This is a genomic window from Nocardia sp. NPDC050408, from assembly GCF_044458905.1.
Taxonomy (GTDB): domain Bacteria; phylum Actinomycetota; class Actinomycetes; order Mycobacteriales; family Mycobacteriaceae; genus Nocardia.
In genome coordinates, this window is sequence record NZ_JBITIL010000004.1 from 594958 (window position 1) to 617314 (window position 22357).

Annotated in this window: 21 protein-coding genes; 7 read left to right on the top strand and 14 right to left on the bottom strand. The window is 66.5% G+C overall.

Features of this window, described 5'->3' with window-relative positions:
• Positions 1-58: 58 nt before the first annotated feature.
• Positions 59-652, bottom strand: coding sequence for a TetR/AcrR family transcriptional regulator (locus tag ACIBJI_RS15970; RefSeq protein ID WP_364343510.1), 594 nt, complete (start codon positions 650-652; stop codon positions 59-61).
• 21 nt (positions 653-673) lie between these two features.
• Here ACIBJI_RS15970 and ACIBJI_RS15975 point away from each other — a divergent pair, with 21 nt between their 5' ends.
• Positions 674-1042 carry a hypothetical protein gene (locus tag ACIBJI_RS15975; RefSeq protein ID WP_364343507.1) on the top strand — a complete coding sequence of 123 codons (369 nt, stop codon included), beginning with the start codon at positions 674-676 and terminating at the stop codon, positions 1040-1042.
• Complete coding sequence (locus ACIBJI_RS15980) at positions 1039-1527, top strand: hypothetical protein (protein WP_397084661.1); 489 nt, start codon at positions 1039-1041, stop codon at positions 1525-1527. Before ACIBJI_RS15975 ends, ACIBJI_RS15980 begins: the two co-directional genes overlap by 4 nt.
• Before the next feature lie 3 nt (positions 1528-1530).
• Here ACIBJI_RS15980 and ACIBJI_RS15985 read toward each other — a convergent pair whose 3' ends face one another.
• The 4 genes from ACIBJI_RS15985 to ACIBJI_RS16000 all read right to left on the bottom strand — a co-directional run bounded on the left by ACIBJI_RS15985 (position 1531) and on the right by ACIBJI_RS16000 (position 4748).
• Positions 1531-2787 (bottom strand): sigma-70 family RNA polymerase sigma factor, encoded by a 1257-nt coding sequence (locus tag ACIBJI_RS15985; protein WP_364343501.1) that lies wholly within the window; start codon positions 2785-2787, stop codon positions 1531-1533.
• A gap of 8 nt (positions 2788-2795) precedes the next feature.
• On the bottom strand, positions 2796-3143 hold the full coding sequence (locus ACIBJI_RS15990; RefSeq protein ID WP_364343498.1) for a YciI family protein: 348 nt from the start codon (positions 3141-3143) through the stop codon (positions 2796-2798).
• A 109-nt stretch (positions 3144-3252) separates the two neighbouring features.
• A complete protein-coding gene (locus ACIBJI_RS15995; RefSeq protein ID WP_364343489.1) occupies positions 3253-4056 on the bottom strand; it encodes an ATP-binding cassette domain-containing protein in 804 nt (267 codons plus the stop codon).
• Between the two features lie 20 nt (positions 4057-4076).
• Positions 4077-4748: an FCD domain-containing protein gene (locus tag ACIBJI_RS16000; RefSeq protein ID WP_364343486.1), complete on the bottom strand. Its 672-nt coding sequence runs from the start codon at positions 4746-4748 to the stop codon at positions 4077-4079.
• A gap of 253 nt (positions 4749-5001) precedes the next feature.
• On the opposite strand from ACIBJI_RS16000, the gene ACIBJI_RS16005 reads away from it, so the two are divergent.
• Positions 5002-6669, top strand: coding sequence for a 2-isopropylmalate synthase (locus ACIBJI_RS16005; protein ID WP_397084744.1), 1668 nt, complete (start codon positions 5002-5004; stop codon positions 6667-6669).
• Positions 6670-6748: 79 nt separating this feature from the next.
• Positions 6749-9022, top strand: coding sequence for a LuxR C-terminal-related transcriptional regulator (locus ACIBJI_RS16010; protein ID WP_396955427.1), 2274 nt, complete (start codon positions 6749-6751; stop codon positions 9020-9022).
• Positions 9023-9026: 4 nt separating this feature from the next.
• Here the strand turns inward: ACIBJI_RS16010 and ACIBJI_RS16015 are convergent, their stop codons facing one another.
• The 5 genes from ACIBJI_RS16015 to ACIBJI_RS16035 all read right to left on the bottom strand — a co-directional run bounded on the left by ACIBJI_RS16015 (position 9027) and on the right by ACIBJI_RS16035 (position 14213).
• On the bottom strand, positions 9027-9542 hold the full coding sequence (locus ACIBJI_RS16015) for a DinB family protein (protein WP_364343477.1): 516 nt from the start codon (positions 9540-9542) through the stop codon (positions 9027-9029).
• Between the two features lie 94 nt (positions 9543-9636).
• Positions 9637-10485, bottom strand: a complete 849-nt coding sequence (locus ACIBJI_RS16020) for an alpha/beta fold hydrolase (protein WP_397084664.1) — start codon at positions 10483-10485, stop codon at positions 9637-9639.
• Complete coding sequence (gene hsaA, locus ACIBJI_RS16025; RefSeq protein WP_364343470.1) at positions 10485-11651, bottom strand: 3-hydroxy-9,10-secoandrosta-1,3,5(10)-triene-9,17-dione monooxygenase oxygenase subunit; 1167 nt, start codon at positions 11649-11651, stop codon at positions 10485-10487. Before hsaA ends, ACIBJI_RS16020 begins: the two co-directional genes overlap by 1 nt.
• Positions 11652-11778: 127 nt before the next feature.
• Complete coding sequence (locus tag ACIBJI_RS16030; protein WP_364343467.1) at positions 11779-12483, bottom strand: response regulator transcription factor; 705 nt, start codon at positions 12481-12483, stop codon at positions 11779-11781.
• Positions 12484-12725: 242 nt separating this feature from the next.
• Positions 12726-14213 (bottom strand): FAD-dependent oxidoreductase, encoded by a 1488-nt coding sequence (locus tag ACIBJI_RS16035; protein ID WP_397084667.1) that lies wholly within the window; start codon positions 14211-14213, stop codon positions 12726-12728.
• A gap of 170 nt (positions 14214-14383) precedes the next feature.
• Between ACIBJI_RS16035 and ACIBJI_RS16040 the strand changes: the two genes are divergently transcribed.
• Together ACIBJI_RS16040 and ACIBJI_RS16045 are read left to right on the top strand one after the other, a co-directional pair.
• Positions 14384-16798, top strand: a complete 2415-nt coding sequence (locus ACIBJI_RS16040; protein ID WP_397084669.1) for a PEP-utilizing enzyme — start codon at positions 14384-14386, stop codon at positions 16796-16798.
• Positions 16799-16857: 59 nt separating this feature from the next.
• Entirely contained in the window at positions 16858-17796 is a 939-nt protein-coding gene (locus ACIBJI_RS16045; RefSeq protein ID WP_364343458.1) for a tyrosine-protein phosphatase, read from the top strand.
• A 195-nt stretch (positions 17797-17991) separates the two neighbouring features.
• Here the strand turns inward: ACIBJI_RS16045 and xylB are convergent, their stop codons facing one another.
• Both xylB and ACIBJI_RS16055 read right to left on the bottom strand, forming a co-directional pair.
• On the bottom strand, positions 17992-19404 hold the full coding sequence (gene xylB / locus ACIBJI_RS16050) for a xylulokinase (RefSeq protein ID WP_364343455.1): 1413 nt from the start codon (positions 19402-19404) through the stop codon (positions 17992-17994).
• Entirely contained in the window at positions 19404-20402 is a 999-nt protein-coding gene (locus tag ACIBJI_RS16055; protein WP_396955434.1) for a zinc-dependent alcohol dehydrogenase family protein, read from the bottom strand. Before ACIBJI_RS16055 ends, xylB begins: the two co-directional genes overlap by 1 nt.
• A gap of 67 nt (positions 20403-20469) precedes the next feature.
• On the opposite strand from ACIBJI_RS16055, the gene ACIBJI_RS16060 reads away from it, so the two are divergent.
• Positions 20470-20982, top strand: a complete 513-nt coding sequence (locus tag ACIBJI_RS16060; protein ID WP_364343449.1) for a hypothetical protein — start codon at positions 20470-20472, stop codon at positions 20980-20982.
• Here the strand turns inward: ACIBJI_RS16060 and ACIBJI_RS16065 are convergent.
• Positions 20968-21999, bottom strand: coding sequence for a glycoside hydrolase family 172 protein (locus ACIBJI_RS16065; protein WP_364343446.1), 1032 nt, complete (start codon positions 21997-21999; stop codon positions 20968-20970). The two genes, ACIBJI_RS16060 and ACIBJI_RS16065, sit on opposite strands and share 15 nt — an antisense overlap.
• Positions 21996-22322, bottom strand: coding sequence for an FGGY-family carbohydrate kinase (locus ACIBJI_RS16070; RefSeq protein ID WP_396955436.1), 327 nt, complete (start codon positions 22320-22322; stop codon positions 21996-21998). Before ACIBJI_RS16070 ends, ACIBJI_RS16065 begins: the two co-directional genes overlap by 4 nt.
• Positions 22323-22357 lie beyond the last annotated feature (35 nt).

Here is a 22357-nt window from a genome sequence, read left to right on the forward strand (position 1 = left end):
CTGCGCTCTGAACCCCTTTCATGTGGGGCCGTAAGACGCGCGGATCCCGGGACAGGGGTCAGGGCTGGTAGGACTCGAGCAGGGCGCGGGCGGCGGCGGTGAGGTCGGCTTCGAGCCAAGTGGGGAGGGCGGGGGCCTGGGCGTGGCGGCGCAGGGCGGCGTAGGGCAGGTCCACCACGGCGCGGCTGACGGCGTCGATTTCGCGCTCGCCGTCGCGGCCGAAGCGGGCGGCGGCGATGCGGCGCAGGTGCTCGATGAGCGGTGCGTTCATTTCGTCGAGCCGGGCACGGAACTCCGCGTCCGGTCCGCCGTCGAGCAGATCACTGGGGCGCAGGTTCAGCAAAAGCCTCGCGTCGTCGGGTAATTCGCGACCGAAGCGAATGCTCGCCACGGCCATTGCGACACCGGCCTCGACCGGATCCGGATCGGTGGCGGCGGACTTGACGCGGTCCTGGAAGCGTTCGAGCGCGCGCAGCCAGGCCGCGGTCAGCACGCCGTTGCGGTTGCCGAAGCGGTGATAGAGCGTACCGACGGGTGCACCACTGGCCGCGGCGATCGCCGCGACGCTGGCGGCGCGGGGGCCATCGGTGAGTACGAGGGTGCGCGCTGCGTCGAGGATCACGTCGGTGTCGTGCTTGCGGGGAGGCGCCATGTACTAGTACGTTCCTTCTATATGGAGCGATTGTCCTACATAGATGAGCATGCCAGATCGGTGGAAGCGAATCGCGATCGGGCGTGGAAAGCCTTGCTGAAGGTTGTCTGCAAGGATCCGAGCGATCCCTCGAAGACGCCGGTCGGCTTCGTGCTCGACGCGGCCGAGGAGCCCGCTCGGCTGGCACTGCGTGGGCGGCACTGGTTCTCGCGCTATGCGCTGGTCTTCGAACTGGACGAGCAGGGGCCGAGCCGGACGTTGCTGCGAGCGCGCAGCTGGGCCGAATTCCCAGGTCTGCACGGAAAAATTTACCGCGCGTTGGTCATCGGCACCGGCGGCCACAAGATTGTGGTGCGCGATATGCTGCGCCGAATCGCGGCCGCGGCATGATCCCGGGGTTGGTCTGGGGTGCCACCGAGGCCGAATGCGAACTCCCCCTGCCATGTGACGAGGTGCAACCTGGTGGGGTGCAGGCGGATCGGGCCATCAGCATTGATGCGCCACCCAGCGTGGTATATGGCTGGCTGTGCCAATTGCGGGTCGCCCCTTACAGTTACGACCTGCTCGACAACTTCGGCAGGCGCAGCCCACGCCACCGTGATCCGGCGCTGACCGAACTCGAGGTGGGACAGCGGTTCATGTCCACGTTCACCCTCGTCTCCTTCGCGCTGTGCCGCCATATCACCCTGGTCTCCGGCAACGTCTGCGTCACCTACGCGGTGCGACCCGAAGCGCACGGCACCCGACTGATGGTCCGAATGCATTGCGGCGCACCGTGGATTGTCGCCCGCGTGCTGGCCCTCGGCGATGTGGTCATGATGCGCAAACAGTTGCTGACGTTGAAGGAGTTGGCCGAGGCCGAGGTATCGCAATAGCGGTTACTCACATCCGGCCATGCGGTCCAGCAGCAGCGCCTGTTCGGCATTGTTCCCGGTCAGCTCCGCCGCGCGGGCGAATTCGGCCCGCGCTTCGGCTGGTCGACCGAGCCGGTCGAGCAGGTCGCCGCGGACAGCGGGGAGCAGGTGATAGTTGTCCAATGTGCCGGTGGCGACGAGCGCGTCGACGAGTTCGAGACCCGCGGCGGGTCCGTGCACCATGCTGACCGCGACGGCTCGATTCAATTCGACGATCGGGGACGGAAAGCGTTCGGCGAGAACCGCGTACAGGCCTGCGATGCGCCGCCAGTCGGTCTCCTCGGCGCTCGGCGCCATGGCATGCAATGTGGCGATCGCGGCTTGCAGCGCATAGCGGCCCGGCCGCAGCCCGCGATTACGGCTGGCCGCATGGGCCCGGCCCAGCGCTGCGAAACCACGTCGGATCAGCAGCTGATCCCATCGGGAACGCTCCTGATCCGCCAGCAGGACAACGGTTTTCGTGGGACTCATCCGTGCGGCCGAGCGCGAGGCCTGTAATTCCAGCAGCGCGGCGAGGCCGTGTGTTTCCGGTTCGTCGGGCAGCAGATTCGCCAGCATCCGCGCCAATCGCAAGGCGTCCTCACACAATTCGACGCGGATCCAATCATCGCCCGTCGTCGCGGAATAGCCTTCGTTGAAGATCAGGTACACGACCTCCAACACCGAATCCAAACGCCTGGCCAGCTCGTCACCCTGCGGCACCGCATATGGCACGCGCCTGGCGGCGATGGTGCGTTTGGCCCGCACAATGCGTTGGGCGACAGTCGATTCGGGTACGACGAAGGCGCGAGCGATCTCGTCGGTGGTCAATCCGCCGAGCAACCGCAGCGTCAATGCCACCCGGGCCGGTTGTGACAGCACCGGATGGCAAGCCGTGAAGATCATGCGCAGCAGATCGTCCTCGATATCCTCCGCCGACTCGGGCTCGGGAGCGGTCCGCAGTTCATGGCCGACCAGCGTCAGCTTCCGGGCGAGGTTCTGATTGCGCCGCACCCGATCGATCGCTCGATGTTTCGCGGTGAGCATGAGCCAGCCGCCCGGATTCGGCGGCACGCCTTCGCGCGGCCACTGTTCCAGGGCGGCGACCAGCGCGTCTTGGGCCAGTTCCTCGGCGGCGTCGATATCGCCGACTGTCCGGGTCAGCCCGGCTACGAGGCGCGGCCATTCCATCCGCCACACGGTTTCGACGGCATCGCGGATCTGCTCGGGCGGCCGGCTCATCTATCGGATCAGCCCTCGACGACCTGTCGAATCTCGACCTCGATATTCCACTCCGGCCCGTGCACGCTCAGGAAGCGCGAGGTCCATTCCACCGCCTCCTGCTTCGTCTTCGTCTGCAGCAGGCAGTACCCGCCGACGACTTCCTTCGACTCGGTGAACGGTCCATCGAGCACGGTCTGCTTACCGCCGACCTGGGTGATCTTGGTGGCTTCGGTGATCGGATGCAGACCGGCGGTATCCAACAGCACCCCGGCCTTGGTCATCTCCTCGATCACCTTGTTGACCTGCTCGATCAGCGCCTCGTCGGGAACCGGCGCATCCGTCGGATCGACTCGGATCAGCATCATGTGTCGCATCTGGCCATCCTTGGTTCGGTGGTCGGCTTGTCCGACCCTCACTCAACGCATCGAACGGCATCGGCTCGAATCGACATTCTCTCGAAAATTCTTCCAAAAGGCACATTTGTCACGCGGGCCAGGCCCGCACAGCGGCCCGCGCGGTCCAGCGGCCGTCGTCGTAGCGGACTGCCACCGGGTGGTCGAAGGCCGCGCTCACAGTGTCCGTCGTGACCGTCTCGGCGGCGGGACCGGCGGCAACTGTCCGGCCGTCGGCGATCAGCAGTGCGTGGGTCGTGGTGCTCGGCAGCTCCTCCAGATGGTGGGTGACCAGGATCGAGGCGACCTCGGGATGGGTTTCGCCGAGCGCGTCGATGGTCTCCAGGAGTTGTTCACGAGCCGCCACATCGAGTCCGGTGGACGGCTCGTCGAACAGCAGCAGGCGCGGCTCGGCGATCAGGGCGCGCGCGATCAGGGTTCGGCCGCGTTCGCCCTGGGACAGCGTCGGCCAGATCTCCTCGGCCTTACCTTTGAGACCGACGGTGTCGATCATGGCGTCGGCGCGGCGCAGATCCTCCAGTGTCGGCGTCCAGCGCATCGGGGTGTCGATGGTTGCGGTGATGCCGGTGAGCACGACCTCGCGGACGGTCAGCGGATACCGCAGTGGATGGCGCGGATTCACATGGCCGATCGAGTGGCGCAGTGGGGCCAGATCGACTCGGCCCATCCGCTGGCCGAGGATATCGACGGTGCCCGAGGTCGGGAAGGTGACCGCGGCGCAGAAGCCGAGCAGGGTGCTCTTGCCCGCGCCATTGGGTCCGAGCAGTGCCCAGTGTTCGCCCGCGTGGACGGTCAGCGAGATGCCGTCGATGATCTGTTTGCCTTCGCGGCGGAAGGTGACCTCGGTCAGTTGCAGCACTGGGGTTTCGGGCATGAGAGATCTCCGTTCGGTCATCAGGTGAACGCGTCTTTCAAAGCGCTCAAGTGCCTTCGGCTGAATTCGGCTGCGGCACTGGGGTTTCGATGTGCGATCGCATCCGTGAGCCGAATGTGCGCGTCGTGGTCGGTGGGCTCCGAGGGGACCGGGCGGATCTTGAGCATATCGATCATCGCCACCCGGAGTCGGGGGAGGAAGCTGTCGAAGAGTTGGGTGAGCACATCGTTGTGGGCGGCGACGATGACAGCACGATGGAATGCCATATCGGCATCGACATGGTCGGCGATCGGTTCGCCGTGCGCCTCGCGCGCGGCCAGGGCCCGGCGGATGGCGCGCAGGTCGGCCGGGGTGCGGCGCTGCGCGGCCAACGCCGCGGCCTCGGCCTCGATCGCGATGCGGGCTTCGATGACCGCCGCGATGGTGGCACGGCGCAGCACCACATCCCAGTCCTCGGTGACATCCAGCGCGGTCACGAAAACCCCCGCCCCCTGACGACTGTCGAGCACGCCCTTACCCGCCAATTCGCGGATCGCCTCGCGCAGGGTCGAGCGGCCGACGCCGAGCTGCGCGGCGAGGGTCGTTTCACCCGGAAGGCGATGTCCCAGTGGCCATTCCCCGCTCCGGATGCGGGTCAGCAGCAGTTCCGCCGCCTGTGCCGCGAGCGGATGCCGCCGTACCTGCGAGACCATCCGAACCTCTCTACTTGTCTGAGGAGTTGTGTATAGTCTAGCAATCATGCGCACCATGCTTCTGCTCAGCCGCCACGGCGGGGCCTAACGACCGGCCGCCCGCCGTGGGGCTTCGTCGTGGCCGGTCACCGTTCTCTGTGACGGCCCCGAAGGCCAGGAAGCAGCAATCATGACCATGTTCCCCACCATTGCCACGCCAGCGGGTGCCGTTCCGCATGTCGCTCCGGCGTGGAACAGACAGCGGCATTCGCAAATGCCGTCGCACCGCTACCGCAACGTCTACGATCGGGTGGAAGTGCCACTCGCCGAACGCGATTGGCCGAATGCCCGGCTCACCCACGCGCCGCTGTGGGTGCCGGTCGATCTGCGCGACGGCAATCAGGCGTTGGCCGAACCCATGGATCCGGTGCGCAAGCAGCGATTCTTCGAACTGCTGGTTGCCATGGGCTACAAGGAGATCGAGGTCGGCTACCCATCCGCATCGCAGACCGATTTCGATTTCGTCCGCCTGATCGCGCGCACCGATATCGCGCCGGAGGACGTCACGATCGTGGTATTCACACCGGCCCGACGCGATCTCATCGAGCGCACGGTGGAATCGGTGCGCGGCATCCGCAACGAGGTCGTCATCCATATGTACACCGCGACAGCGCCGGTATGGCGAAATGTCGTGCTGGGCAAGGATATCGGCGAACTGCGCGAGTTGATCGTCTCCGGTGGCCGCGACGTGCTCGAATTCGCCGGTGATCTGCCGAATGTGCGGTTCGAATTCTCCCCCGAGGTATTCAACCTGACCGAACCGGATTTCGTACTCGACATATGCGACCGCATGACGACCCTGTGGGGCGCCACTGCGCAGCGGCCGGTGATCCTGAATCTGCCTGCCACGGTGGAGGTTGCGACACCGAATGTGTATGCCGACCAGATCGAGTACATGCACAAGAATCTGGCGCGTCGCGACAGCGTCATCCTGTCGGTGCACCCGCACAATGACCGGGGTACCGGTATCGCGTGCGCGGAGTTGGCCGTACTCGCCGGAGCCCAGCGCGTGGAAGGCTGCGTTTTCGGCAATGGCGAACGCACCGGCAATGTCGATATCGCGACCCTGGCGCTGAATCTGCACGCGCAGGGCATCGATCCGATGATCGACTTCTCCGATATCGACGAGATCCGCAGGACCGTCGAGTACTGCACGCGTATGCCGATCCACGAAAGGCATCCCTACGTTGGCGATCTCGTGCACACCGCGTTCTCCGGCACCCATCAGGACGCGATCAAGAAGGGTATGGCCGAACATCGCGAACGGGCGGCCGCGACCGGTATCGACGAACGCGAACTCGATTGGCATGTCCCGTATCTGCCGATCGATCCGGCCGATATCGGGCGTGGCTATGACGCGGTGATCCGGGTGAATTCCCAGTCCGGCAAGGGCGGCATCGCATATCTGCTGGAGTCCGAATACGGCCTGGAACTGCCGCGTCGACTGCAGATCGCTTTCGCGCGGAACGTGCAGGCGCGTACCGATGACACCGGTCTCGAGATCACCGCCGCCGAACTGTACGAGCTGTTCGAGGCGACCTATCTGCATACCTCGGCGGAGTCGGTCGAGTTGACGCAATGGCGGACGACCGACGCGTACACCGAGGTCACGCTGAGCGTTGGCGGTGTCACTGAGCGTAGCGAACATCGCGGTGTCGGTCCGATCGAGGCGCTCACCGCGGCATTGGCCCGGGTGGGGTACCCGGTCGAGGTGCTCGGCTTGACCCAGCAGTCGATCGGGGCAGGCAACGCCGGGACCGCGATCACCTACCTCGAGTACCGCGTCGGTGCGCAGACCGGATGGGCCTGCGGAAGCAGCGATTCCGTCCTCACAGCATCGCTGGCCGCCGTCATCCGAGCCGCGAACGCGATAGTCTCCTAACGGGTACCAATACGACATCTCGGTCAAAATGCCCGGGACGACGGCCGCGCATGAAAAGGTATGCAGCGTGGTGCGGCACGTGACAGGGAACCTCCCCGCTGAGGTGACGAGCTTCGTCGGTCGTGACGCCGAGGTCGCCACGGCGCGCAAGCTGCTGTCCAGCACGCGGCTGCTCACCCTGACCGGGCCGGGCGGCGTCGGGAAGACCCGGCTCAGCCGACGGGTGGGGGAGACGGTGCGTCGCGCCTTTCCCGACGGTGTGTGGCTGGTCGAGGTGGCGCATGTGCACGACGGGGACTTGGTGGCGTTGAGCGTCGCGCAGGCGCTCGGCCTGCGCGACGACACCACTTCCCCCGTCATCGGCCTGACCGAATTCCTGGCCGACAAGAGCCTGCTGTTGATCCTGGACAACTGCGAGCACTTGATCGGCGCGTGTGCCGAACTCGTGGACCGGCTGATTCCGGCGACCACCGATGTGCGGATTCTCGCGACCAGCCGCGAGTCGCTCGGGGTCTCCGGGGAACAGGTGATGCCGGTATTGCCGCTCGCGGTGCCGGAGGTGGATGAGGACGAGACACGCCCGGCGCACGTCGACAGCGATGCCTTGCGGCTGCTGATCGATCGGGCCGTCGCCGCGAACCCTGACTTCCATGTCACCGATGCCAATCGCGGGACGCTCGCGGCGATCTGTCGTCGCCTGGACGGCATACCGCTGGCACTCGAACTGGCGGCATTGCGGCTGCGGATGTTCACACCGGATCAAGTGCTCGCGCGTCTGGACGATGCAATGCGGCTGCTCACCGCCGGGTTGCGTACCGCGCCGGAGCGGCAGCAGACCCTGGAGGCCGCGATCCGGTGGAGCTATGACCTGTGCACGCCCGACGAACAGCGGCTGTGGGAGCAGCTGTCGGTCTTCGCGGGTGGTTTCGATCTGGAGGCCGCGGAGGCGGTCTGCGCGGTCCCGGACGCACTGTTGGACGCGTTGACCGGACTGGTCGACAAGTCGGTGCTCGGCCACCGGCAGAACAGCGACGGTACCGGGCGCTACACGATGCTCGAACCGTTGCGTCAGTTCGCCTTGGCGCGATTGGTCGCCCGCGGTGGTGAGCGTGCTGTGCGGCTGCGTCATCGCGACTACTACCACGGGATCGCCGCGCAGGGACGCACCGCGTACTGGGGGAGCGAGGATGTCACGTGGTTCCGTGACGTCACCCGCGAACATCCGAATCTACGTGCGGCGCTGCAGTTCTCGCTGGCCGATGCGGAAAGCGCCCATCGCGCACTGGAGATCGCGACGGAACTGCGCCCGTTCTGGGAGCATTACCGCTTCCTGCTGGAAGGCTACCGCTGGCTCCTGGAAGCACTGGAGAAGGATCGCGACCATACGAAGGATCGGGCACGCGCACTCGCGGCGGCCTCGGTGATCGCCGCCATGCTGTCGGATCCGGCGACCGCGACGCGATTCGCTGACGAATGTCTGGATATCGCAACGGAACTCGATGCCGAAGACGTGCTCGTCGAACACGCCCTGCTCGCCGCGCTACTCGCATTCGCCAACGACGAACCGAGACAGGCACTCGATATCGCCGAGTCCGTCTCCGACCGTGCGCGTGCCTGCGCCCACCACGGCGTCGAGATGGAGAGTCTGGCCTTCGCGTATGTGTGTGCGCTGGTGCTGGGCGACGAACGGGCTGGCGCGATCGCCGATCGCTTCCTCGCCAAGACCAACGACTACGGCTCGCACCTGTTGGGCGGGCTGGGGCATTGGGCGGTGGGCACCGATCGCTGGCGTAAAGGCGCGCAGGACGCGGCGATTGCGGAACTGCGCAAGGCGGTCGAGCTGTTCAGCCTGTTCGACCGATGTGTGTGGACGGCGTCCGGGTTCGACGGACTCGCGTGGGTGGCGACGGCCGATGGGGATCTGCAGCGCGCGGCGCGGCTGATGGGGGCGGCGTCGACGGTGCGGCGCGGCAGTACCCAGCGGCTCGCCCATGAGATGACCGAATTCGTGGGGGACAAGGTGCGCCTACAGGTGCGCGATGCGATGGGCGAGAAGGAGTTTCAGGCCGCCTTCGATGCGGGTGCGGCGTTGGGGTTGGAGGCGGCGGTGGCCTTTGCGCTCGGCACCGCGCGGCCTGCCGCGCCGGTGAAAACTGTTGCGGCGGACGTGCTTACTCGACGCGAACGTGAAGTCGCGCGGTTGATCGGGGCAGGTTACAGCAATAAGAGCATCGCGAGTGAGTTGGTGATTTCGATTCGGACCGTCGAGAGCCACGTCGACCACATTCTCACCAAATTGGGCTTCACCTCGCGGACACAGATCGCCGCGTGGGTCAGCCGGAATCAGATCTGACGCATCAGTCGCCGGTCGCGCCGTCGATGCGTTCGCGCAGGAAGTCGGCATGACCGTTGTGTCGCGCGTATTCCTCGATCATGTGCACATAGACCCAGCGCAGGCTGAATTCGGTGCCGCGACGAGTGAAGACGTGGTCCAGGGGAAGGCCCGCGACGGCGGCGTCGGCCGACTTGATCTCCGCGTGCAGCGTCGCCAGATCCGCGGCGGCATCGGCATTGGCTATATCGTCGAAATCGCCGTTCGGGTTGTCTTCGCTGCAGTACAGGTAATCCAGCGGTTCGCCGCGGGTGGCGATGCGGAACCAGCCGCGTTCGCATTCGGCGAGATGGCGGACCAGCCCCAGCAGCGACAGCGTCGAAGGTGCGACGCAGCGCCGTTTCAGCTGTTCGGCCTCGAGGCCGGCGCATTTCCACAGTAAAGTGCGGCGGTGCAGGTCCAGCCAGGTCTGCAGCATGGTCCGCTCGTCGGCGACCAGCGGCGGCTTGGTTCTGGTGATCTCGGGTGCGGTCCACGTCACCGGCCGACTGTAACTGGCGAACCGCGACCGGATCTCGCGAATTAATGCGACATCGTCCGGACATAGTGATGCCTATGTCGCCTCGGCATCGGCGCTACAGCCCGGAGTTCAGGAAGTCGATGACCGCGCGCTCGAAGGCGTCCTTGCGCTCGATCTGCACCCAGTGTCCGCATCGCCCGAACAGCCGCAGATCGGCATTCGGCAGCTGACGTGACGGCAGCAGCGCACCCTCGGCCGGGGTGACCCGATCATCGCGACCCCACAGCAGCAGCACCTCATTGCGCAACGCGCGCAGCCGCGCCCACAGCGGAATCGGTTCCGCGAAGGCGGGATTCGCGAAGGTCGCGTAGGCATCGCGGATCGCCGCGATGGCGGCCGGATCCGCTGCCACGGCCCATCGGTTCTCGATGAGTTCGTCGGTGAGTACCGCCTCGTCGAAGACCATGGTCCGCAGCCAGGCTAGTACGCCGTCACGAGTCGGATTGCCGGTGAAGTCGAGTAGTCGTCGAATCCCTTCGGACGGTTCGGGTCCCAGTACGTTGACGCCGACACCGCCCGGGGCCATGAGCACCAGTCGATCGATGCGCTGGCCGTGTTCCAGCGCCACGAGCGTCGCCACCGCGCCACCCATGGAGTTGCCGAGCAGGTGCACCGTCGGTAGTTCGAGTTGATCCAGCAATCCGAGCACCGCGTCGGCGGCGATGCGCAGATAGTTGCGCTGGTACACCTCGGGTCGCTCGCTCGCGCCGAAGCCCGGCTGATCCAGGATGAGGCAGCGGAAGTGTTCGGCGAGTATCGGCAGATTCGCGCCGAAGTTGGCCCAGCCCGATACTCCCGGGCCCGAGCCGTGCAGCAGCACCAGAGGTGGACCCGAACCCGCCTCGTGGTAGCGCAGTTTCAGGCCGTCGACGGTGATGTGGCGACTGGTGTCCGCCGCGTCCATCAGACCATCCGATCTTCGACCGGCAGCCCGAATTCGCCGCGGCCGAACATCGCCAGGGCGCGCTCGACATCGTTGATGACGTGCACACTGCCCGCGTGTGCGTCGCGCCAATGCCGTTCGATCGGATTGGGTTTGCGGATCGAGTGGCCACCGGAATTGTCGAACAGCAGCTCGATCGCCTGGATCGCGCGCTCGGTGCCGCGCACCTGGTCGCGGCGGGTGCGCAGCCGGATTTCGTACGGAATCTCCTCGCCCGCTTCGGCATAACGCAGTTGCTCGGAGATGTTGTGTTCCATTTGCAGGATGGCCGCGTCGATTTCGGAGCCCGCGCGAGCGACCCGCACATGTGCGAATGCGTCCTCGGCCACCTTCTGGCCGCCGTAGGACAGCCGGACTCGCTCGCGCATGCGCTCGATATGCGCCTCGTACGCGCCCTGTGCGGCACCGATGATGGGTGCGGTAATGGTGTTGGAGAACACGCCGGCAAACGGAATCTTGTACAGCGCAGCGGGATTGGCCTCCTGGCCGGGACCGCGCAGCTGTGATTGTTCGGTGGCGCTGTAGGCGCGGTGGTGCGGAACGAAGGCCTTCTCGATGACGATATCGTTGCTGCCGGTACCGGACAGGCCGACCACGTGCCAGACGTCATCGATGCGATAGTCGTTGCGCGGCACCAGGATTGTCAGATAATCCTTGGGATTGCCGTGTTCGTCCGGGGCCAGTGCGCCAAGGAATGCCCACTGGGCGTGGTCGCAGCCGGAGGAGAAACTCCATCGTCCACTGACCTCGTACCCGCCTTCGACCGGCGTGAGTCGCCCGGTCGGAGCGTACGACGAGGAGATGAGCGTGTCGGCATCCTCCCCCCACACCTGTTCCTGCGCCTGCAATGGGAAAAGCGCCAGCTGCCAGGGGTGCACGCCGAGCACCGAGGAAACCCAGCCGGTGGACGGGCAGGCCGAAGCGATCGTACGAATGACCTCGTAGAACGCCACGGGGGAGGCTTCGTCGCCGCCGAAACGCGACGGCTGCAGCATGCGGAACACCCCGGCCGCGGTCAGTTCCCGGATGCTGGCCACCGGAACCCGCCGCTGCAGATCGGTCTCCGCGGCTCGCTCCCGGATTGCCGGGAGCAGATCGCGAACCCGATCGAGCACCTTATTGGCCATGACGGGTGTCCTCCTATGTTCTGATTCCGCGACCGGTGTGCCGGACGACGCCATAGTTGTGACGCTATGGCGGCCGTGACCGCGCGTCGGGAACAAGTCCCGGTGATCGGAACGCTCGGAGGGGCGTCTATACCGCGTGCAGCAAATTCGAATCGGCGTTGGTTTCGTACGGGTCCGGACCCCACCGGTAGCCGTAGCCGCGGATATTCGTGATCAGCCCGGGACGGTCCAACTTCGCGCGCAGCGAGGCCATATGCACATACAGTTTCCGCGAGACCGCCAGCATCGAGTCGCCCCAGACGCAGTCCATCAATTGCTCACGGCTGACCGCGATTCCGGGCCGCTCGACCAATACCCGCAGCAACTCGAACTCCAGCCGGGTGAGCGGAACCAGTTCCCCGGCTACCTCCACCCGCCGTGCCGCGAGATCCACGCGAACGTCCTCACTGGTCACCGTCTTACCCCGGGCGATACTGGCAACGCCGACCCGGCGCGTCACCGCCTCCAGCCGCGCTGCCAACTCACCGATACGCGCGGGTTTGACGAGATAGTCGTCGGCGCCGCTGTGCAGCCCCAGCACAATCGAACGCTCATCGGCGTGCTCACCGAGAATAACCACCGGCACCGAGCTCACCTCGCGCAATTTGCGCAAAACCTGCAACCCGTCCATATCCGGCAGGCCCATGTCGAGGATAACGGCGTGATAGCCATGATGCGCCAAGAGTAGATCGGTCCCACGATGCTTACGCTCCACCTGATGACCGTGTAATTCGAGTCCCTGCGCCAGGGCGTCGCCGCCGTCGGCGTCATCATCGATCATGATCAGCCGCATCCGTCTCACCTTCCCGCACGATCCGCCGAAGAGCAGCGAACTTGCATGGTTGCCGCCTCTGCCCCAGCACGCAAAGTTATTCCCTTGCCACCCTTGGGAAACAGCGTTCCGCGCCCGCGGAGATCGCCGGAGGCGGACATTGTCGGCCGTCCAGCGGAATTCGTGCCGTCCGATCACTACGGCGAGTTCGTCGCGCGCCTCGACCTCGATCGGCAGCAGTGGCGGGTGGCTGCTTGATTGCGTTAGTGCCCAGGTGACTGCGCGGCGGTGGTTCCGGCTTTGCGGCCGAAGAAGGTAGCGTCGCCTAGGGAGGTGCCGCTGATGTAGCCCTCGCCGTGCAGGCCGGAGGCAGCTCGGCCCGCTGCGAAGAGGCCGGGGATGGGAAGACCGTCGAGATCGAGGACTTCGCCGTCGAGGGTGGTGTGGAGGCCGCCGAGAGTGAAGACCGAGGCGCCGGTGCCGCGGCGGTCGCCGGATTCGGCGGGCGGGCGGACGCCCGCTTTCACATCGATGGCGGCCAGCGGGGGTGTCAGTGGGCGCAGCCAGCGCGGTGCCTTGTGGAAGTCGGGATCGGTTCCGCGCGAGGCGAATTCGTTATAGCGGGTGACGCTAGCGGTGAGTGCGCCGGGCGGCAGGGCGAGCAGTTCGTCGAGTTCTTCGATGGATTCGGCGACATGGGTCGGGCGCACACCCCAGCGTTCGCGTTCGGGCACCTCCTCGTAGCCCCGTTCGTCGAGCACCACCCACACATTCATACCCTGACCGAACAGCGCGGCCTGGCCGATGCGGCCGGGATAGGTGTCCTCATTGACGAACCGTTGGCCCCGATGGTTGACGACCATGCCGCGCGCGGCGAAACCCGGAATCAGGGAAGCACCGACCTGACCGGCCGACATATGCCGTACGGCGGCCCCGGCGGCCTGAGCGATGCGGATACCGCTGCCGTCGTCGGTGCCCGCGCTCACCTTGGTGTGGCCGAGCAGTCGCGGCGCGTGGGCGGCGAGCATATCGTCGTTGTCGACGAAACCGCCGGTGGTGAGCACACATCCACGGCGTGCCCGAATGGCGAGCTCCGTGCCGTAGCGTCGTGCCACTACTCCGACCACCGAACCATCCTCGCCCAAGATCAGATTCGTGGCATAGGTGTCGTATTGTGCTGTCACACCCGCAGATTCGGCCGCCGATAGCAAACAATCCAGCAGCAACCTACCGCCGAAGTCGTTCGAGGTGGGCCGGTGCCCGCGCGGCGCCGGGATCGCGATTTCGGTAAACGGCCAACTGTTTTCGCCCAGCCACATGAGCCCGTCATCGGTCGGCGGCACCCAGCTGGGAGCATCCCAGAGGCTGGGTTTGAACGGCACACCGCAGTCGACGAGCCAGTGGAAATGCGCCACGCTGTGCTCGCTGTAGTGCACGATCTTCGCCACATCCGCGCCCGGCCCGAGCGCCGCCACCAGAAATGCCGCCATCTGCTCGGGACTGTCGTCGAACCCGCACCCCCGTTGGATCGGCGTCCCACCGCCGAGATAGATCTCGCCACCTGACAACACCGACGCGCCACCCGCACCACCGGCCCGATCCAGTACCAGAACCTCGGCACCGGCCCTCGCGGCCTCGAATGCGGCGCAGGCCCCCGCGCTGCCGTACCCGACGACCAGCACTTCGGTCTCGATGTCATAGGACTTCACCTCGGCGGCGGCACGCGGCGCGACCGATTTGCGGACCGTCATGGTGTCGAGACTGCCGCCGGTCCGTCGGATGACGGAATCGATCATCTCGGTGGTCGGGCCGGTTGCTCCCGTTCAGTGGGACTGGCGCCGATCGCCGCGTCCCGCACTCGCGATGGTGTGTGAACGGCGTCACGTTTGCATATCCCGGCGCCAGTGAGGAGAGGAAATCGATGCGGGTCCTGGTCACCGGAATCACCGAGCCGAGCGGTCGCGCGGTGGCGCGCATGTTGTTGGCCGCCGGGCACGAAGTGGCCGGGCTGGACCAGCGGTGGCATCGTTATATCGATCCGCGGGTGCGGTTCACGACCGACCACACCGCAGCTGTCGACGGCTGCGCGAGCATCGTGCATCTGGCCGCAAGCGGACTCGCCGAAATCGCCGCTGAAGCGCGCAAAACCGGTGCGCGCGTGGTGGTTCCGGTCGATCCACGCTCGGCGCATGCGGACGGCAAGGCCGTGGCGGTGCTGCGAGCCTCGCGTGCGGACAGCGTGCTGGTGCGCACCGCGCCGACCGCCGGTCGCCGGGGCGGACCCGAAACCCGCCGGGCACTGGAGCCGATTCTCGGTTCGAAGTCCGACGACGGATTTCAACTGCTGCACAGCGACGACCTGGACCGCTTCCTGGTATCGGCCGCCACCGCACTACCGTCGGGGCATAGCGAAGATGGGCTCGAGATCGTCGAGCTCGCGGCTCCCGGCGTGGTCACCACCGACGAGGTACGCCGCATGATGCGCGAAGCGGGCGTACGCTACTCGGCCTGGGTGCCCGGGGGGTCCGGTCGCCAACCGCTCCTGGATCCCACTGTCGCACAGGAGAAGTGGGGCTTCCACTGTGGCTGGACGGCAAGCGAGGTCATTGCCGATCTGGTGCGTGGCATGATCGGCCGCAAGCCCGACGGCGGTGGATTCCGCACCCGCCGGGGCGCAATTCCGCTGCCGTCACACGTGATTCCCTCTCGTGCCGCCACCTCGGACAACCATCTGCTCACCGATATCGCCCCCGACGGTCTCGAGGGTGAGTTCGATGATCGAGTCGACGAGCGCTACCCGGTCCACACCGCCACCAACACTTCCGAAGCGCTTCCCGGCCCGATGACGCCCCTGACCATCGATCTGCAGGCCGGTGCCATCCGCCTCAGCAACGAGGCCATGGGCGAGATGATCGCACTCGACGGAATCGCCTTGGAGCACTGGACGAGTCGGGTCACCACCGTGCTCGGCCACCACATCTACATCAATGCCTCGATCGGCGTGCTCGCCGCGGAGAATATGCCGGGCTGGGATGAGGAGAGCATCCGCCGCGATGCCTACGGCAATATTCCGGCCGAAATCGCCTTGCAGCCGCACGGCAAGCCGCCGATGCCAACGGGACTGGCGAGCACGCTGGCAACGGCGCGCGCGACGTCCCGCGTCATCGCAACCGCCCGCCGCTTCGCTAAGACGGCCGAACTGATCAATGCCGCATCTCATGCGGAAGCGTTGAGCGCGAACGAGATTCGCGAACTGTCCGATGAGCGGCTGCACGTTCGCGCCTTGCTCTGGCGCGACCGCCTGCACCAGGCGTGGCAGGCCGCGGCGATCGGTGTGATGATGACAGGTGCCGCCACCGCCATCCACGCACGCGGCAAGGATGCGGGCGAGGTTGCGATCGACCTGAATCGGTTGGAATCGGCGAAACCCATGCTCGCGGTGGAACGCCTGGCCGAATTCTGCCGCGCCGACGCCGATCTCGCCGAGCTTGCACGCGCCGGTGACATAGATGCGGCCCGGACGATATCCCCCGCATTCGCCGCCGCACTCGACGAGGAGCTGGCGAAGGTCGGGCATCGAGGTCCCGGCGAATGCGAGCTGATCAACCCCACATTCGGTGATCGGCCCGCGCTGTTGGTGAGCGCCGCCGCCCGCGCCGCGCAAATGCCTGCGCCCAAGCGCGAATCCGTGGATCCGTCGCCGAGCCGTACCGCGCGAATGGCCGCAGGAGCCACGGTGGCCCGGGAACGCGCACGCGACGGCGTCGTCCGGATCACCCACTGCCTGCGACTTGCCGTGCGCGAGCGGGCCGATCGGCTCGTGCGCGCCGGTCGATTGCGCGAGATCGACGACGCCTGCTATCTGACGCTGGACGAAATCTTTTGCCCTCCAGCGGACGTGGCCGCCAAGGTGGCCCGCAGGCGCGCGGAACGCGCTCGGTTGCAGACCATCAGAATGCCCGATGTCATTGCCGGACAATGGGAACCGGTCCCCGATGCGGCGGCCCTCACCGCCGACGAGAGCCTGACCGGCATCGGCGTCTGCGCCGGCGTTGTGGAGGGCCGGGTCAAGCTGGTGCTGTCGCTGGATGACGATATCGAGCCCGGCGACATCCTGGTCGCCGCGGTGACAGACACCGGCCACACCGCCATGTTCGCCTACGCCGCCGCTGTGATCACCGATATCGGCGGCTCCGCATCCCATGCCGCGATCGTCGCCCGCGAATTCGGCATTCCCTGTGTCGTCGATACCAAGACCGCGACCACCAGTCTCGCCGACGGCCAGCGCGTGCGCGTGGACGGCGCGGCCGGGACGGTCACGCTGCTGGCCGACTGAGCGCGGCCCGAACTTGGGTCGCCGACCATATGCGGCCCTTGATGAAAGGAACACCCCTCGTGAAGAATTCGCGCGCTTTCCGCGGCACGATCACGGCCGCGGCCGTAGTGCTGGTCGGCGTTCTCCCGGCGCTGACCGGACCGGCGTCGGCGGGTCCGGCGCTCTCGGGTCCGGCCGTGCCGGCGCTGCGGTCTCCGGGCCAGGCCGATCGGCCGCTGGGTCTGACGCATGCGCCGAATGCCCGCGATATCGGCGGCTATCCGGGCAAGGGCGCCAGGTCGGTCGCGACCGGTGTTGTGTACCGGGCCGACGCGCTGGCCAAACTCGACGCGAGCGAACAGCAGAAGCTGGTGTCGCTCAATATCACTCAGGTCATCGACTTCCGCAGCCCCACCGAAACCGGACGCGATCCCGATCGACTTCCGGCATCGATTCGCCGCATCGAACAGCCGGTCTACGATCCGGCCAATGACTTCTACCTCATGGTGGCGCGCCTGATCCAGGCCGGACCGGCCGCCCAGCAGGAGGCGCTCGGCGACGGCAAGGCCGCCAAGATCATGCGCGACTACTACGCCTGGTTCGTTTCGAATCCCACCGCTCGCGCCCAGTTCGCCCAGGCCTTCACCGCCATCGCGAGCGCGCAGGGTGCGGTGCTGTACCACTGCACGGCGGGTAAGGACCGCACCGGCTGGATGACCGCGATGCTGATGAGCGCGCTGGAGGTGCCGAAGGGGCAGATCTACAACGACTTCCTGGATTCCAACGACAACTTGGCGGCCGGAAACAAGGCGCTGCTGGACGGGCTCGTTGCCCAGGGTTTGGTGACCGATCGTGCGCTGTGGGAGCCGATCCTCGGTGTGCAGCGCGAATTCCTGGACGCGGCATTCGACCAGGTCCAGGCATCGTTCGGCTCGTTCGACCGCTTCCTCAGCGATGGGCTCGGGATCGACGGCGCGACACTCGACGCGCTGCGGGCGAAGTTGCTGACCAAGCACTGAGCTTGTGCCGGTGTCACCGTGACGGTGGCACCGGGTCGGTGAATCTCTCTGCGGCCTCGCCCCGCAAACTCCCCGCGGGCAGCGTCCGGCCGCACAACACCAGCAGCAGATCCTGGGCCGAGCCCGCGAGCAGCTACCGAGAGCCGGCCGAGGCCGATCAGCGCCCCACCCGCCAACATTCCCGCAGCAACGTATTCATCGAGCGTAGAGGGCTTGCCGGGTGCTCGCGTACGTGGCCCGGATCCGCTTGCCGATCGCCCCACCGTCGCTGGGAGCGCGGACCTCGGCGACGGTGCGCGCGGGCCAACTCGGTGGCTGTGCGGTGCCACTCAGAGCCCAGGCCGCCTGCCGGGCGGCGCCGAGCGCGACGTATTCGTTCGGCTCCGGGACCGTGACCGTGAGCCCGAAGATCTGGGCGGCGACTTCGGCGACCAAGGCGGAGCGGGCCGCGCCGCCGATCAGCAGGACACGCTGCATCGGGATTCCAGCGGTGCGCAGATGGTCGAGCGCGTCGGCCAAGTTGCAGAGCATGCCCTCGACGGCTGCGCGCGCAATATGGCTGGGGCGCAAGGTTTCCGGTCGCAGACCATGCAGACTGCCGGTGGCATGCGGCAGGTTCGGGGTGCGTTCACCGCAGAGGTAGGGAAGCATGACGACACCTTCTGATCCCGGCGGTGCCTGGCGCGCAATGGTTTCCAAGCCGGCGATATCGACTCCGATCAGTTCGGCGGTGGCGCCCAGTACGCGGGCGGCGTTGAGTGTGCAGGCCAGTGGCAGGAATGCGCCGGTCGCGTCTGCGAATCCCGCAATGGCTCCGGTGGCATCTGCGCTGGGTGCGGCGGCGCGGGTGTAGACGGTGCCGCTGGTGCCGAGTGAGAGGACGACGTCACCGTCCGCGATCCCCAAACCCAGTGCGGCACCGGCGTTATCGCCGGTACCAGCCGCGACGATTGCGCCCGCAGGAGTGCGTCCGACCACTTCGGCGGGTCCGACGACGCGGGGAAGTTCGGGTGTTCGCCCCCGGAAGGCACGGGTGAGTATGTCTCTGCGGTACATACCGGTCGCGGGCGACCAATAGCCAGTACCAGAGGCGTCGCCGCGATCAGTGGTCGGTTCGACGGTGGGATCGGATGGCCCACCGCGTAACCGCCAGGTCAGATAGTCGTGCGGAAGGAGCACCCGGTGTGTGCGGTCGGCATGCTCGGGTTCGTGATCGGCCAGCCACCGCAGCTTGGCGACGGTGAATGCGGCCAGCGGCACACTGCCGACGGCATCTGCCCACACCTGCGGGCCGCCTAGTTCGGCGATCAACTCCTCGGCCGCGTGGGCGGATCGAATATCGTTCCACAGCAACGCATCCCGGACCGGCCGACCATCGACATCGAGTGCGACCAACCCGTGCTGCTGACCTGCGACCGCCACCGCATCGGCGCGATCCAACAACCCGTCGCCGGCCGAACACAGTGCCTGCCACCAGGATTCGGCGGGCACCGCGGTGCCCTCGGGATGCGGGGCGCGCCTTTCGTCCAGAATCTCGCCGGTGTCCGCATCGCACAGGACGACCTTGCACGACTGGGTGGAGCTGTCCACTCCTGCGACGGTGGCCATCAGGCTTCCGGCCTGAGCTGGATCTTGCGGCCGGTGCCAGCGCGGAAAGTCTGTAGCGCGTCCGCGAATTCGTCCAATCCGAAGTTGTGGGTGATCATGGTGTTCGCATCTATCACGCCCTTGCCCATGAGTTCGACCGCCCGGCCGAAGCTGTGCAGTACCGCCATCGAACCCACGATGGTGATCTCGTCGTTGTAGATACGGAACGGTGAGATCGACGCGGTCGCCGCACCCGGCGCCACCCCGAACTGCTGGAACACCCCGCCCTTGCGCACCCGGCCGAGTCCGTCCTCGATGGCGGCGACCGCGCCCGTACAGTCGATGACCACCTCCCAACCCTGCGGGCGGTCGAATTCGTCGGCAGTGGTCGCGGCGGCATCCGCGCCGAGCTCGACGGCAACCCCGAGTCGTGCGGTATTGGTATCGACCACCGACACCGACGCGGCCCCGGCCACTCGCGCCAGCTGCAATATCAGCAGACCCATGGTGCCCGCGCCGTACAGCAGATAGTGCGCGCCGAGCGCACGCGGCAATACATCGAACGCATGTACCGCACACGACAATGGCTCGACCAGCGCCCCGTGTGTGGTCGACAGCGTCTCGGGCAGCCGATAGCAATTCGCGGCAGGCACCGCGACGTATTCGGCCATCGCGCCGTCGACGGTATCGCCGATCGCGCCCCACCGTTCGCACAGATTCCCACGCCCGATCGCGCAGTAATGACACGCCCCACAGAACAACGACGGGTCTACCGCGACGGCATCGCCGACCCGCACACCATCGACCCCGGTGCCCAGCGCCACCACCGAACCGGCGAACTCGTGACCGGGCACGATCGGATACGGCGTAGGTGGGAATTCGCCATCGGCAATATGCACATCGGTGCCGCATATCCCGACCGCATCCACCCGCACCACGACCTCACCGGGCCCGGGCGTCGGATCCGGCTCGTTCTGTACGGCGAATTTCCCAGGGGTCTCGATCACGACCGCGCGCATAGCACTACCTTGCACCCGAACCCCGCCGCGCCGTCGCATTTCGCCCCGCCGCATCGCGGATTTCTGGATGAGGCAGACTGTCGCGGTGAACGACGACCCGGACCGGCATGCCGACGTGCACGTCCGCACGGGCGACGGAACCACACTGCCCGCCCTGACGGATCCGCTGCTGGACGATCTGCTGCGCGAACCACCAGACCCGGAATTTCCGGCGATTGTGGTCGAACGCGGCGAGCACGCCTACATCCAGGCTCGCCTGCTTCCCGACGGCGTGTACGAACTCGAGCACCGCGCGGCCGGATCGGGCGAGTGCTTCCAGATGTACACTCCCGATGCCAAGCTGGTGCGCGATGTCATGTGGGCGTGGATCGACGAAAATGTTTGGTGGCGTGAGAGTGTCGGGTGGTATCGCGTCGATCCGGCGGTCGCGGAATTGGAAGCCGCCCGGCGCGAGTTGTCCGGTCTGCTGGACGGACTTTCGGTTATGGACGGCATCGAGTCGGCGATGGATGACGCGCTGAACCGCGCCGACGAGCTACTCGCCATGGAACTTCCGGATGACGAGCTAGGCCGCGATTAGGCGGCTCTGATACCACAGCGCCGTTGTCGCGATATCCGCTTCGGTCAGCGGGAGATAGGTGCCGTCGTCGTGCCAGCCGAGCGCCTGGATCGTTACGCGCAACTCCTGCTGGAAACAGATCGGATCGCGAATATGCCAGCGGTACATCCCGAATCGCTGGTGCGGCTGGTAGATCTCATCGGGCGGCAGGACCTGGTGCAGGCCGAGGTAAGGCGTCGAATATGTCCGGTAAGCACCGTCGAGATCGAAATTCCATGCGCCACCGAAGTAGTCCTCGGTGCCGGTGCCGCACAGTGTTGGATGTGTGGTGTCGCCATCGAGGTAGAACTTCAGCTCGCCCTCGCCCCACCAGCCTGGTGCGCCGGGCCGAATCGCCAGGTAGGTGCCGACATATCGGCCGGGCCCCGGTACCGCGTCGAGGATTGTGTGCACAGCGGGCTCGTTGAGGGGCGTGCTGTGGCGGCGCAGTGCGTGCAGATATCCGGCCGCGTCGGGGACGACCTCCTCGGTATAGGTGAATTGGTAGTAGACCGGCACCGCACGGTCGCTGGCATTGTGCAGTGTGATCCTGGCGTGCGCGCGAAAAGGCATGGGCCAGAAGCTGTTCAGTCCACCGGCGGGAGCGACGACGACCATCTCGGAGTGTACAAGTGCCAGTTCGTCCCAGCCGTTGCAGAAGAAATCGCCTAGTGGAAGGTCGATCGACGGCTCGGGTTCGTCGTCCCAGTACATGCGAAGCGTGAGCTGCCGCAGCACCGTCCGGTCGGTAGTGAGCCAGCAGTGGCGCAGCACACCGGAGCCGGAAATATCTGCCAGCGTCACGGTTTCGCCCGCACCGAGGTGAATGGACGGGGAGATTTTCCAACCGGGTCCGAGCAGCCGCGCCGCATGCGCGCCGGTGCCCTCGATGGCGCGAGCTCCGGCACCGGGGGAGCCGGTCGGATTCTCCGCGCTGATCGAGCGGGTGCGTGCGGCATCGAGCCGCCAGAGTTCCGATGCCGAACCCGCGACGTTCACAGCCCGGGCCAGCCGTATCGGTCGGTGACGGCGGCGTGGCCCGCGCGTTTCTGGTAGGAGGTGGTGGTCGGCGGCTGTTCGGGTTCGCCGACCGCGACCAGTCGCCGGGTCTGACCGCCTGCCATGGCTTCGAGGTTGTGCCGCACCCCATAGGCGATGCCCTCCGGCACCGCGCGGTACAACTCCGCACGTCCGTGGCCGAGGGTGCGGCCCGCGATAACGCCCCTGGCATCCAGGTCGAACAGCGGCGTGCGTTCGCCTGCGAAGTACGGCAGCGCGAGCAGGCCGCGACTGCCCGCCGGGACGTCGGCAGCCTCGGCCATCAGGTCGCACTCACCTTGCCGCCAACTTCGGTGGG